Source organism: Tsukamurella sp. 8F (assembly GCF_029167375.1).
Classification (GTDB): Bacteria; Actinomycetota; Actinomycetes; order Mycobacteriales; family Mycobacteriaceae; genus Tsukamurella.
Genome location: NZ_JARFTP010000024.1, coordinates 21,120 through 33,388 on the forward strand (window position 1 = coordinate 21,120; position 12,269 = coordinate 33,388).

Annotated in this window: 11 protein-coding genes; 5 read left to right on the forward strand and 6 right to left on the reverse strand. The window is 71.0% G+C overall.

Annotated elements, in window-relative coordinates:
- Nucleotide 1: 1 nt before the first annotated feature.
- The gene (locus P0W64_RS16720; RefSeq protein ID WP_275481292.1) at nucleotides 2–1,003 is read left to right on the forward strand and encodes a 2-dehydropantoate 2-reductase N-terminal domain-containing protein; all 1,002 of its coding nucleotides are present in this window, start codon (nucleotides 2–4) and stop codon (nucleotides 1,001–1,003) included.
- 28 nt (nucleotides 1,004–1,031) lie between these two features.
- Here the strand turns inward: P0W64_RS16720 and pknB are convergent, their stop codons facing one another.
- The gene (gene pknB, locus P0W64_RS16725; protein WP_275481293.1) at nucleotides 1,032–3,251 is read right to left on the reverse strand and encodes a Stk1 family PASTA domain-containing Ser/Thr kinase; all 2,220 of its coding nucleotides are present in this window, start codon (nucleotides 3,249–3,251) and stop codon (nucleotides 1,032–1,034) included.
- A gap of 184 nt (nucleotides 3,252–3,435) precedes the next feature.
- Here pknB and P0W64_RS16730 point away from each other — a divergent pair, with 184 nt between their 5' ends.
- A complete protein-coding gene (locus P0W64_RS16730) occupies nucleotides 3,436–3,822 on the forward strand; it encodes an Rv2175c family DNA-binding protein (RefSeq protein ID WP_275481294.1) in 387 nt (128 codons plus the stop codon).
- On the opposite strand, the gene P0W64_RS16735 is transcribed toward P0W64_RS16730, so the two are convergent.
- Nucleotides 3,791–5,317 carry an alpha-(1->6)-mannopyranosyltransferase A gene (locus P0W64_RS16735; protein WP_275481295.1) on the reverse strand — a complete coding sequence of 509 codons (1,527 nt, stop codon included), beginning with the start codon at nucleotides 5,315–5,317 and terminating at the stop codon, nucleotides 3,791–3,793. The two genes, P0W64_RS16730 and P0W64_RS16735, sit on opposite strands and share 32 nt — an antisense overlap.
- 2 nt (nucleotides 5,318–5,319) lie before the next feature.
- Nucleotides 5,320–6,303 (reverse strand): polyprenyl synthetase family protein, encoded by a 984-nt coding sequence (locus P0W64_RS16740; protein WP_275481326.1) that lies wholly within the window; start codon nucleotides 6,301–6,303, stop codon nucleotides 5,320–5,322.
- A 152-nt stretch (nucleotides 6,304–6,455) separates the two neighbouring features.
- Here P0W64_RS16740 and P0W64_RS16745 point away from each other — a divergent pair, with 152 nt between their 5' ends.
- The gene (locus P0W64_RS16745; RefSeq protein ID WP_275481327.1) at nucleotides 6,456–7,382 is read left to right on the forward strand and encodes a methylenetetrahydrofolate reductase; all 927 of its coding nucleotides are present in this window, start codon (nucleotides 6,456–6,458) and stop codon (nucleotides 7,380–7,382) included.
- Between the two features lie 4 nt (nucleotides 7,383–7,386).
- On the opposite strand, the gene P0W64_RS16750 is transcribed toward P0W64_RS16745, so the two are convergent.
- From P0W64_RS16750 to P0W64_RS16760, 3 genes are all read right to left on the reverse strand, one after another.
- Nucleotides 7,387–8,139, reverse strand: coding sequence for a DUF3153 domain-containing protein (locus P0W64_RS16750; RefSeq protein ID WP_275481296.1), 753 nt, complete (start codon nucleotides 8,137–8,139; stop codon nucleotides 7,387–7,389).
- 67 nt (nucleotides 8,140–8,206) lie between these two features.
- The gene (locus tag P0W64_RS16755; RefSeq protein WP_275481297.1) at nucleotides 8,207–9,787 is read right to left on the reverse strand and encodes an NAD(P)/FAD-dependent oxidoreductase; all 1,581 of its coding nucleotides are present in this window, start codon (nucleotides 9,785–9,787) and stop codon (nucleotides 8,207–8,209) included.
- On the reverse strand, nucleotides 9,784–10,458 hold the full coding sequence (locus P0W64_RS16760) for an N-acetyltransferase (RefSeq protein ID WP_275481298.1): 675 nt from the start codon (nucleotides 10,456–10,458) through the stop codon (nucleotides 9,784–9,786). The genes P0W64_RS16755 and P0W64_RS16760 overlap by 4 nt, the downstream gene beginning before the upstream one ends.
- Nucleotides 10,459–10,725: 267 nt before the next feature.
- On the opposite strand from P0W64_RS16760, the gene P0W64_RS16765 reads away from it, so the two are divergent.
- Together P0W64_RS16765 and P0W64_RS16770 are read left to right on the forward strand one after the other, a co-directional pair.
- Nucleotides 10,726–11,235, forward strand: a complete 510-nt coding sequence (locus tag P0W64_RS16765; protein ID WP_275481299.1) for an SAV_6107 family HEPN domain-containing protein — start codon at nucleotides 10,726–10,728, stop codon at nucleotides 11,233–11,235.
- Nucleotides 11,236–11,442: 207 nt separating this feature from the next.
- Nucleotides 11,443–11,850: a DUF3040 domain-containing protein gene (locus P0W64_RS16770; protein ID WP_275481300.1), complete on the forward strand. Its 408-nt coding sequence runs from the start codon at nucleotides 11,443–11,445 to the stop codon at nucleotides 11,848–11,850.
- The last annotated feature ends 419 nt before the right edge of the window (nucleotides 11,851–12,269 follow it).

Genomic DNA, 12,269 nt, shown 5'->3' on the forward strand with positions numbered 1-12,269 from the left:
CATGACGAACCGATACGTGATCGTCGGTGCGGGCGCCATCGGCGGCGGGATCGGCGGCCTGCTCGCGCGCGCCGGCATCCCCACCGTGCTCGTCGCCCGCGGCGCGCACCTCGATCGATTGCGCGACGCGGGCCTGCGTGTCCGAACGCCCGACCTTGACTTCACGACGGCGGTCACCGTCGCGGGCTCACCCGCGGACGTAGTGCTCACCGACGACGACGTCCTGGTCTTCGCGACCAAGACCCACCAGATCGAGGCGGCATTGGCGGAGTGGGCCGATGCTCCGGTGGGTGACCGCACCGCCGGGGAGGCGCTGCCCGCTCTCATCGCGCTCAACGGGGTCGAGGCCGAGCACCGCGCGCAGCGCTGGTTCGCCCGCGTCTACGGCGTGTGTGTGTGGATGCCGGCGACGTTCCTCACCCCCGGCGAGGTGCTCGTCGGGGGGACGCCCCTGCGCGGGATCCTGCACACGAGCCGCGTCCCCGCCGCGCTGGCCGACGACGATGACCGCGCCCTGCTGGGAGCCGTCGCCGCAGACTGGGGACGGGCGGGATTCGAGGTGCCGCTGCCCGACGACGTGCTGCCCTGGAAGTACCGCAAGCTGCTGAACAACCTCGTGAACGCGAACCAGGCGCTGCTCGGGACAGTCGACGGTGATATCGCGCGCGCCGTCCGGGACGAGGCGGAGACGATCTACGCGGCGGCCGGGATCGGCATCAACTCCGAGGAGGAGGAGCAGGCCTCGCGCGCACGATTGCAGGTGCAGCCCGTGCCCGGAGCTCCGGAGCAGCTCGGCGGGTCCACGTGGCAGTCGCTCGCGCGTGGGGCGGGAACCACCGAGGTCGACTTCCTCAACGGCGAGATCGTGACGCTCGCCCACGGGCTCGGCCTGCGCGCACCCGTGAACGGGGGGCTGGCTCGTGCGATGCGCCGCGCGAGCGCGGAAGGCACCGGGCCCGGTGCGATCACCGCGGCCGAACTCGCTGCTGCTCTGGGGCTCTAGGCCCGGAGGGTCGGGCGTGGCCGGCGGCTCAGGGGATCGCCGTCACGGTGACGGTGCGCCCGGGCTCGACCTGCGACCCGCCGCTCGGTGACTGCCAGATGACCTGGGAGCTGTCGGAACTCAGGATCGATTGCACCTTCACCTGCAACCCCATCCCCTGGAGGGTGCTCTTCGCCTGACCGACGCTCATGCCGGTCACCGAGGGCACCACGACCTTGCGGGAGACGGTGAGTGTCACGGTGTTGTTCGCCGGATCGACGTGTGAGCCGACGGGCGGGCTGACCGATGTCACAAGGGACGAGTCGCCGTCGTCGCCTGAGACCTGCACATCGAACCCGGCGTCCTGCAGGGCCTGCTGGGCGTCGGCGCGGGTCTTGCCGGTCACGTTGGGCACCGTCAGCGCGTTGGAGATCAGCAGCGTCACGCTGCCGCCGCGATTCACCTGGCCGGACGGGTCCGTACCCGCGACCCGTCCGGCGTCCACGCCGGAGTCGAACTGCTGCTTCGTCCCCGATACCGTGAGGCCCGCGCGCGTTATCGCCGTGCGGGCATCGTCCTCGGACTGGCCACGTACATCGGGGATGGTGACCGGGTGGTTGCCGGCCGAGGCGACGACCGTGACCTGTGCCCCGACCGTCATGCGCGTGCCGGGCGTGGGCGACAGGCCGACGACGCCGCCCTCGGGGACGCTCTCGCTGAACTGCCGCGGGCCGTGGACGGGCGTCAGGCCGTGGTCGCGCAGCAGCTTGTCGACGGTATCGGGACTCGCCCCCGCCTGGAACTGCGGTACGACCGGGCGGCCGAGCGAGTACTTCAGGGTCACCGACGAGAACCGTGATACGCGGGCCCCCGACGGTGGTTCGACCCCAGTCACCTTGTTCTCGGCGATGTCGTTGCTGTACGTGCCGGACTCGGAGACCTCCAATCCGGCGTGCTCGAGGGCCGAGACCGCTGCCGTCTTATCCAGCCCGGACACGGACGGCACGTTGGTGAACCGCCCCGCGCCGAGCCACCATCCGCCGAGCGCGAGGAGGAGTGCGAGGATCGCGATCACGGCCACGAGCACGTAGGTCCGGGTGCGCCGGCGGCGGCGCGGAGCCACCTCCTCGGGCAGCGGTTCGTGCATCGTCTCCGCGCGGGTCGCGTGCCGGCCGTCGGCGGGGCCGGCGACCCGGTGCGCGGGACCTGCGCCCAGCCCGAACGCGGGCTCCACGAGCGTCGGCGCGGGGCCGTCCGCGACGGGTGGCGGCAGGTCGGACATCGGCATAGGGCCCGCGGGGCCGACCATGCCCGTCGGCTCGGCGGCGGACGGGATGTGCGGCTGGTTCCGCTGTGCGTCGTACATCGCTGCGGCGGCGCGCTGCTCGGCGCTGGACCGGGGCGCGGGCACAGTGAAGGCGGGCAAGTGCAGGCGGTCCGACAGCTCGGCCAGCGCAGCACCCATGGACTCCCCGTCCTCGAACCGCTGCTCGGGATCCCTGGCCGTCGCGCGCGCCACGAACTCGTCGAGTTCGGGCGGGACCCCCGCGATCGCTTCGCTGGGCGGCGGGACGTCGTTGTGCAGGCGCTGGTAGGCGAGTGAGATCGCGGTGTCGCCGGTGAAAGGCACGTCACCGGTGAGCAACTCGTAGATCATGATGCCGCTCGAGTAGACGTCCGAGCGCGGGTCGGCCGTGCCGTACTCCACCTGCTCCGGCGACAGGTACGCGGCGGTTCCCAGGATCACGGACGAGCTCGTCACCGACGCCGCGGCGATGGCTCGGACCAGTCCGAAGTCGGCGATCTTCACCTCGCCGCCCTCGGAGATCAGGATGTTCTCCGGCTTGACGTCGCGGTGCACCAGCCCGGCGCGGTGGGCGGTGCCCAGAGCGCCCAGGACGGGGGCCATGACCGCTGCCACGGCATGCGGCGGCATGGGACCGCGCTCGGCCAGCAGCTCGCGCAGCGTCCCGCCCGTCACCAACTCCATGACCAGGAACGCGAGCTCACCGTCGACCCCCTGGTCGTAGACCGCCACCAGCCCAGGGTCCTTGAGCTTGGCCACCGACCGCGCCTCGAACTCGAACCTGGACACGAACTGCCTGTCCTCGGCGTACTTCGGGTCCATCACCTTGATGGCGATCGGTCGGTCCAGCCGCAGGTCGAGCCCCATGTACACGGTCGACATGCCGCCGCGCGCGATCACGGCGTCGATGCGGTAGCGCTGGTCGATGCGCGCGCCGATCAGGCGGTCGCGGGGGGCGTTCACCTCGCTCGTGGTCCTCTCTGCGTGACGGACGGCCGCACGGCCGACGGCGCCGGGAGCTTCCCGAGCCGACAGTTCAGCGTAGCGACCGGGCACGACAAGTCCGGTTCGGCACTCTCGGCGCCGGAAGACGTAGCCGGATCGTGACCTCGAGGGGGTGGGTCCCGAGGCGGGTAGAGTGCCGCCGGTGAGTGCGATTCCGTACGTCGCGGCCGGCGTGCTGCCCGATACCGTCCCGACCTACTCCCTCGACACCGTCGCGAAGGGCCTCCGGGTCTCACCGTCGAAGGTGCTCCAGTACATCCGGGACGGCCGGCTGATCGCCGTGCGCCGCGGTGGCGACCTCCATGTACCCCAGGCCTTCTTCGGCGAGGTGGACGGCCGTTTCGCCGTGGCCAAGCACCTCGCCGGTCTATTGAGCGTGCTGGCCGACGGCGGGTTCACGATCGACGAGGCGATGCGTTGGCTGTTCGAGGAGCAGGAGGACCTCGAGGGCGGCGCCGCGCCGATCGACGTCCTGCATACCGATCACGCGCGCGAGGTCATTCGCCGGGCGCAGTCGCTGGCGTTCTGACCGGCGGCAGCTCCGACAGTCCGAGGAACTCCCGCACGTGCAGCGGGTCGGGCCGCAGCAGCGACCACCCTGTCAGCACGCCGAGCGCCGCCGCGAGGAGCACGTTCCACCACGAGTACAGGCCGATGGACCCCGTGGGCATGAAAACGGCCATCACCCAGGTGACGCAGCCGGCCACGACCGCCATCGCGCGCGGCGACAGCGTCATCCCGGCCGACACCGCGAGCGGCCATGTGTAGTACCAGGGCAGCGATGCGGGGGAGAGCAGGCACACCGCCAGCAGCGACCAGACGATGCCCTCCACGTTGCGCTTCTCGTCCTGCCGGAATCGCCACCACAGAGTCAGGAGAGCGATCACCAGGGCGGCCACGCCGAGGGTGCGCGTCACCGCCAGCACCGGCATCAGGTTGAGTGCGGTGAACGGGCTGGCCACGAGCGTCACCAGCTGCGCGAGCGCGGTCGGGATCGAGATGTAGTTGATGATCTTGATCGCCCCGGCCAGCGCCTTGAGCCACCCGATGCCCACGCCGGCGGCGAGCGTGAAACCCGCGAACACCGCGGCGAAGAGCAGTACCGACGACACTCCGACCCGCACGAAGTCCCACACCGGACCGCGCGTTCTGGCTTCGTCGCTCCGGTCCTCACGGAGGTGGTGGTACCAGATCCAGACGACGAACGGCAGCGCGATGCCCGCCGTGCCCTTCACCGCGACGGCGACCGCGAGCACCGCAACCCCCGCTACGTGCTTGCGGTCGAGCACCAGCACGATGCCCGCGAGCAGCAGGCCGACCATGAGGGTCTCGTTGTGCACGCCGCCGATGAGGTGGATGACGAGCAGCGGGTTGAGCACGCTGAACCATGTCGCGACTGCGGGGCGCACGCCGAGTCGCCACGCAAGCGCAGGCACGCCCCACACCATGAGCGCGAGGCCGGGCAGCATCACGATGCGCAGCGCGATCGTCCCGAGCGTGACGTCGTCGCCGCACAACTGCGTGACGAACTTGGCGAGGAGGATGAAGGCGGGACCGTACGGCGCGGTCGTGGTCGTCCAGATGCCGCTCACGTCGTCGAGGATCGGGTTGGGGTCGACGACCGGGCCGACCTGATACGGGTCGAGCCCGTCGCGCAGCAACGCGCCCTGCGCCAGATACGAATACGCGTCGCGGGAGTACAGCGGGACCGCGATGAGCAGCGGGACCACCCAGAGCACCAGGGTGCCGCGCAGCTCGGGCAGGCCGATGCGGCCGGCGAGCGTGAATCGGCCGAGTCGCACCCACGAGACGACGAATACCGCGATGCCGACCCAGAACGCGATCGACGACAACATCAGCCCGTGCCCGAAGCGCAGCCACGACAGGTGGGTCTCCTCGAGCGCCACATCGTGCACGCGGACGGCTGCTGCGCCGAAGCTTCCGATCGTGATCAGCACCGAGGCGGCGCAGCCGGTCAGGGCGGGGCGTCCCTCGGGGCCGCGCAGGAAGTCGCGGAAGCTCATGGTCACGCCCTCCGATCGGCGAGTACGGCGGCAAGGCCGGACAGGACGGTCCGGGCACCGTCGGGTATGGGCGCGGCCGCGACGGCGGACGTGGCCCGGCGCGTCAGCTCCGCGATCCGCTCCTCGGCGTGCGCGACGGCGCCGGTCTCGACGAGCGCCGCTCGCGCGGCGAGCACACCGTCGTCGCCCAGGTCCGTGCCGACGAGCCCACGTAGGCGTTCCGCGGCCGAACCGCCCGCGGCGAGCGCGTCCGCCAGCATCGGCGTGCGCTTGCCGGACCGCAGGTCGTCCCCGGACGGCTTGCCGGTGACCGCCGGGTCCCCGAACGCGCCCAACAGGTCGTCTCGCAGCTGGAACGCGATACCCAGGTCCACGCCGATCGCGCGCAGGGCGTCGACCGTGCCCGGATCCGCGCCGGCCAGCTCGGCCCCTACATGCAGCGGACGCTCGACGGTGTAGCCGGCCGTCTTGAACCGCACGACGCGCTCCGCTGCCTCCGGGCTCTCGTCCCCCGACGCCTCGCCGACGATGTCCAGATACTGCCCGCCGAGGACTTCGGTGCGCATCGCGGCCCATGCCCCTGCGGCGCGCGCATAGGCCGCGTGCGACAGGCCCGCGTCCCGGTACATGTCGTCGGCCCACGCGAGCGCCAGGTCGCCGAGCAGGATCCCGACGGCCTCGCCGAACCTGTCGGCCGACCCCGCCCAGCCGTTCTCGACGTGCAGCGCGGCGAACTCGCGGTGTGTGGTCGGGTGCCCGCGGCGGGTGTGGGACGCGTCGATGATGTCGTCGTGGATGAGGGCGCAGGCCTGGACGAACTCGAGCGATGAGCACGCGCGCCGTGCCTCCCGCGATTCGGGATCACCGCCGCCCGCGAGCCAGCCCGCCCATGCGAACGCCGGCCTGATCCGCTTGCCTCCGCGCAGGACGAATCTCTCCAGCCCCGACACGGCGTCGGCGAAGGCGGGCCCGACGGTCTCGACCATCGCCCGACGCTCCGCGACGAAGGTCTCCAGCTCCGGCTGCACCGCTGCGGCGATGTCGGCGAGGGTGGTGGCGGGCTGAGTTCCCATAGGAGAAATCTATGCTGGGCGACGTGACGGAAGACAACCGGGACGCGCCGGGAGCGCGCCAGACGGTGACGGAACCCACGGTGGGTGCCCGTGTGCGGGCGCAGCGCGCGGCGGGGCGTATGCCGTTCTCTGTGGAGTTCATGCCACCGCGCGACGCCGACGGGGAGGCGCGGCTGTGGCGTGCGCTGCGCACGTTCGAGCGGATGGACCCCGCCTTCGCCTCGATGACCTACGGAGCGGGCGGGTCCACGCGCGAGCGCACAGTGCGCGTCACCGGCGAGATGGTGGCTACCACGCAACTGCTGCCGGTGGCGCACCTCACAGCTGTGAACCACAGCGTCGACGAGCTGCGTCAGCTCGTGGGCGCGTACGCCGACCAGGGTGTGCGCAACCTACTGGTGTTGCGTGGTGACCCGCCCGGAGACCCGCTCGGCGAATGGGTGAAGCACCCGCGCGGCGTCGAGTACGCGTCGGAGCTGGTAGCGCTCGTCCGCGAGCTGGGCGATTTCACCGTAGGCGTTGCGGCCTTCCCCGAGGGGCACTACCGCGCGACCAGTATCGAATCCGATACGCGATTCCTGGTGGACAAGCTGCGGGCCGGCGCGGACTACTCGATCACGCAGATGTTCTTCGAGGTCGACGACTACCTTCGGCTGCGCGACCGCGTCGCCGCGCTCGACCCCGAGCAGGGCGCCAAGCCGATCATCCCGAGCATCATGCCGGTCACGTCGCTGCGCAGCGTCTCGCGCATGGCCGAGCTGTCGAACGCGAAGATCCCCGCGGACATCCGAGCCACCCTGCAGACCGCTGCGGGCGACGGGCCTGAGGAGAACCGCGCCGCGGTGCGGGCCGCGGGCATCGAGATCGCGACGTCGATCGCACAGCGGCTGATCGACGAGGGGACGCCCAGCCTGCACTTCTGCACGTTGAACTTCGCCAAGGCGACGAGCGAGGTGCTGGGCAACCTCGGGATGATCCCGGCGCGGGTCTAGCGGCTCAGCGGCCGAGCTTCTCCCGGAGCCACTGGGGTAGCTCGATCAGCGACTCGGCCGGGCCGTCGGAGCCCGGCTTCGGGCTGCGGTCCCGGTGCGTGTAAGCCACGGCGCCGACGGCCGCGGCGATGAGCACGGTGATCAGTGCGGTGATCCAGGCCCACTTGGTGAACGACTGGATCGACGGGTCGGCGTACTGGCTCTCGGACGTCATGGTCGCCGAAGCCCCTGCCTGCAGGTTCCAGGTGACCGTGTCGTCGCTGTCCTGTTGGCCGTTGGTCGCCGTGACGGGGCCCGGGAACTGCACCGACACGGTGACGACGGCGCTGCCCTTGGCGAGCGACGTCAGGTCCGCGGTACCGGACAGCACGACCGTGGAGCCGGTGCGCGCCACGGTCATCTTCATGGATGCCGACGACTCGGGCAGCGATTGCGATATCAGGTCGCCCAGTTGGTTGAACTGCCCGAACGTCAGCGGGCCGAAGGTCAGCTGCGTGCCCACCTTGCCCGCCGCATCGTAGCCCGCGACGGAGGCGACGCCGGTGAGCTCCGTCGGCACCGACAGCTGCGGTCCCTTGGGATCGGCGGCCGGCACCTGGGCCGCCACGATCCGGCCGTACACCCGGTCTCCGGCCTGGGGGTCGGGGGAGCACGCCGCGAGCGCGGGCAGGCACACCGCGAGCAGCAGGACCGCGACCGCGAGGACGCGGGGAAGGCGCTGTCGCGCGGGGAGCTCGGTCGGGAGTTCGGCACGCACGTGTGACATCGTGCCAGTTCCCGCGGGCGGCGGTGGCATGTGCCCGCCCGGCGCGTCCGCTCGCCGGTCAGCGTCGACGCCGCACGAGACGGGTGAGCGGACCGGTGGCGCCTTGCAGGTCCCGGGCGACGAGTCGCGCCGCGGTGCGGCCCGATGCACCGCTGACGCCTCCGCCCGGGTGCGTGGACGCGCCGGTCAGGACGAGCCCGGGCGCCCCCGGGACCCGCTGGCCCGCCAGCTCGGGCAGGGGCCGGAACAGCAGCATGTCGTGCAGCGTCATCTCCACGTGCATCACGTTCCCGCCGACGAGGCCGAGTTCCGATTCGAGTGTGTCGGGCGTCTGCACGTGCCGGTGCCGGACGGCGGCGGAGAGACCGGGAGCCCACCGATCCGCCTCGGCGAGCACGCGGTCCGCCTCGGCCGCCGCGGTGTCGGGCCAGGAGCCGGTGCGAAGACGGTATGGATACCACTGCGACCACAGCGTCACCGAGTGTTCGCCGGGCGGAGCGATCGACGGGTCGAGGGTCGAGAACGCCATCGACAGCACCGCGGGACGCGTGGGCGTCAGCCCCGCGAGCATCTCGCCGCGGGCCCGGGCGAGCTGCCCGCGGTCGGACACGAGCAGGCCCAGACCCGCCTGGTCGGACGCGGGCACACCGTCGAACGCGGGCATCGTGGTCGTCCCCAAGCGCAGCACCATCCCGACGCCGGGCCCTACCTCGATCCGGCGACGCCAGTTCGCGACAGACGTGCGTCCGCCGGCCTCGAGCAGGTCCAGCGTGGTGAGGATGTGGCAGCCGGCGAGGACCGTGCGGGCGTGGACGGGCCCGGCCGCGGTCTCGACGCGCCATCCGTCGCCGTCGAGGGCGAGTGCGGTCACGGCCCGTCCCACGTGGACTGTGGCACCGTCGGAGCCGAGACGCGAGAGGAGAGCCGACGTAAGGGCCCCGCTGCCGCCGATCGCACGCCCGGGCGGTAGGTCGTGCATCAGCGCGGCGAAGCCGACCATCGGCGCGGTTCCGGGCTCGTTCATCGCGGGACCCGACTGCGAACCGAACCACGCGAGCGCCGCCTTGAGGCGCTCGTCGTCGAAGTAGTCGTCCAGTAGTGCGTCCCCGGACTGCAGGAACGCGCGGGACATGCCGGCGACGGTGTCCCTGCCGCGCGCGGGCCAGAACGCCCGCCCCAGGCCGGCGGGGGTCGCGGCCGTGCCGAACGCCGACATCATGGCCCTGGCGCGCGGGCGCCAGTCGGTCACGAATCGGCGATATGCGCGCGCGTCGCGGTCGCCGGAGGCCCGGGCGATCGATGCGCAGGTCGCGTCCAGGTCGACACGGAAGACGATCGGCGGGGCGTGTGGCTCCTCGGGAGGCGGGGGAGCGAACGCCCATGGGTCGCAGTCCAGGTAGGTGAGGCCGTGGTCCGCCAGCTGCAGTTCTTCGACGATGCCGGTGTGCCGGATCATCAGGTGTGCGGAGGAGCCGCGGTCGACGCGGTATCCGGGAAAGCGCTCGACAGTGGATACGGCCCCACCGGGTACGGAGTCCCGCTCGAACACGGTGACGGAGTGTCCAGCTCGGGCGAGGTACGCAGCCCCTACCAGCGCGTTGTGACCGGACCCTACGACGGCGCAGTCGACGTCGGTCACCCGGCGGGGCCGGGTTGCGGGGCGGCCGATCGCGCGGAGGCGGGTCGGGACGCCAGCGGCAGGGTGCGCCCGAGGACGGCGAAAGGGCGGGGGTCGCCGGAGAAACGGAAGTCGCGCAGGACGTCGGTGAACCCACAGCGCCGGTAGAGGCGCCAGGCGCGGTTCTCCTCGCCGGGGACCTCGGGCGTCGAGAGCAGGACCCGGGGCTCGGGGCGGTCGGTGAGCAGTGCATGCAGCAACCGGCTGCCGATACCGTGGCCCTGCGCGCTCGGGTGCACGTGCAGTTCGGTGAGTTCGAAGTACCGGGCCGACAACTCGTCGACCTGGCGAGCGCCGTAGCCGCGTTGTCGCAGCCCGAGCCGGAGCTGGTGGTTCCACCACTGATCCCGCTCGCCGCTGTAGCCGTACGCGATACCCACCAGATGGTCGACTGCCCCCTCCGGCGTGGGCAGCGCGGTGATCGCGCCGAAGGCGGCGAAGCCGTCACGTCCGAGGTGCTCGCGCCACATGGGTGCGCGGTGGGTCTCGGTCCCCCGCGGATAGTCCATCGCGGTCACGTAGATCTCCAGCGCAGCGGGCAGCCACAGGGTTGCGTCGTGCGGTGAGAGTTCGACGATCCGTGTGTCGCGGTAGTCGGCGGCGGGCGCGCCGGGTCGTGCTGCCGAGTCCATCCCGCCCTCCTCGTTCGGCCTGGCCCGTTCGGGCCCGTGCGCCGGGCCCGGGTCGCCTTGACGTGTCGGGGACCCAGGCTATATTAGAAGGTATCGAATGGAAGTTCGATAAACGGGTCAGTTGTTCGATAACCTGCGCCAGACGTGGCGTGTCCACCGAGCGCGGCCCGGTGCCGGCGGGCTGGCATGGAACGAGGGAAGCGTTACATGTCAGACCCGTCCGGTACGAAGACGGTGACGGATCGAGGCTCGCGAAAGGGGGCGGACATGACCGAGACGACGACGCCGGCGATGGCCGGGGCGGTGCCGCAGGGGGCAGAGGCGAAGGCCGCGGTGTATACGGCGCATTCGCGAGGCGATGTGCTACGCGGTGTGCGCGCGAGCCGCACCGGTCGGGCGCGTGCGGCGAGCACCCGCACGGGTTCACTGGCGATGCTCGACCGAGCCGACCAGTTCCTGTCCCGCGCCGGCGGGGAGGCGCCCACAGAGGACCAGTTCCGCGAGATCTATCTGGCGGCACTGCGCGGTGCGGCCGCCGTACTCGCCGAGCGGGAGACCGGGGTTCGACGTCCTTCACGCAACGCCTGGCTGAGGCTGGCCAAGGCGGCACCGGCGTACCAGGAGTGGGCGTCTTACTTCACGGCGGTGTCCGGGGTGGTAGCGGCTCTCGAGACGACGTCGGGTCGCACCGTGTCTCATGATGAGGTGGCTACCCTGCACGCGCGGGTCCAGACCTTCCTGAACGCGGTCGAGGCGGATCTGGAGGCGGCGGCCTGACTCGAGTCCGGCGGGGGCCGAGTGAGCAGGGGAAGCGGTCCGATCCACACCGCGCGGCCGGGTTCTCAGCGTGACGCGCGGTAGTAGACTTGCAGCAGGTCAGTGGTCCCGGGCCCGGAAGCCTCGTATCATTGGCGGTGGGATCCGTACGGAAGCGGATTCTGTACAGGAACAAGGTCGACCCCATTAGTGCTAAAGGAGGGGAACGTGCCACTCTCCGAGCACGAGCAGCGCATGCTCGATCAGATCGAGAGCGCGCTCTACGCTGAGGACCCCAAGTTCGCATCGAGCGTGCGCGGGAGCCGGATCTCACGGGTTCCGGGGAAGCGTCGGATCTTTGCAGGGGTCGGTTTCATCGTTGGCCTGGTACTTCTCGTCACCGGCCTGTTGCTTCAAGCGGTCCAGCTCCAGGTGGCCGTCGGCATCGTGGGGTTCCTCCTGATGTTCGGCTCCCTGGTCTACCTCCTTTGGTCCGGCGGGACCAAGGGGCCGGTCGGCGCGGTCCGTTCAGACGGCACCGTCGGCCCGAAGCCCGGCAAGAAGAGCTCCAAGGGCGGCGACGGTCGCAGCTTCAGTAAGCGTATGGAGGACCGTTTCAGGCACCGGTTCGAGTAGTCGGCGCGCCCCGGTCGGCCGGTGCTCACCGGGTTTCGCTACCGGCGAACGCAAGCTTGCGCGCATGATGTCGGCGGCAAGGCCGGTAGCCGCGCGGCATTCGTGAGGCCGGACTCGGCGCCGCTTCTATCGGCTCATATCGTGTCTCGTAAGGCCGCCACCCTACCGGGGTGGCGGCCTTAATCGTGTCTGGGCCTCCTTGGCGCGCTGACGCCCCACTCGCGCCCCACCGCGCCCCACCCGGCCCCTAGATCCCCACTTCTCCCCACTCTGTGACATCTCCGCAGGTAGCCAAGTCACATACGTCACTGAAATGCACTGGCGTGAGGGAAAATCGCTGGCCACCCATCGTGCGACGCGCGGACCCCGGTCGCTTCCCCCACCGTCAACCACTACCTTGACCTGCATATACTCGTGGA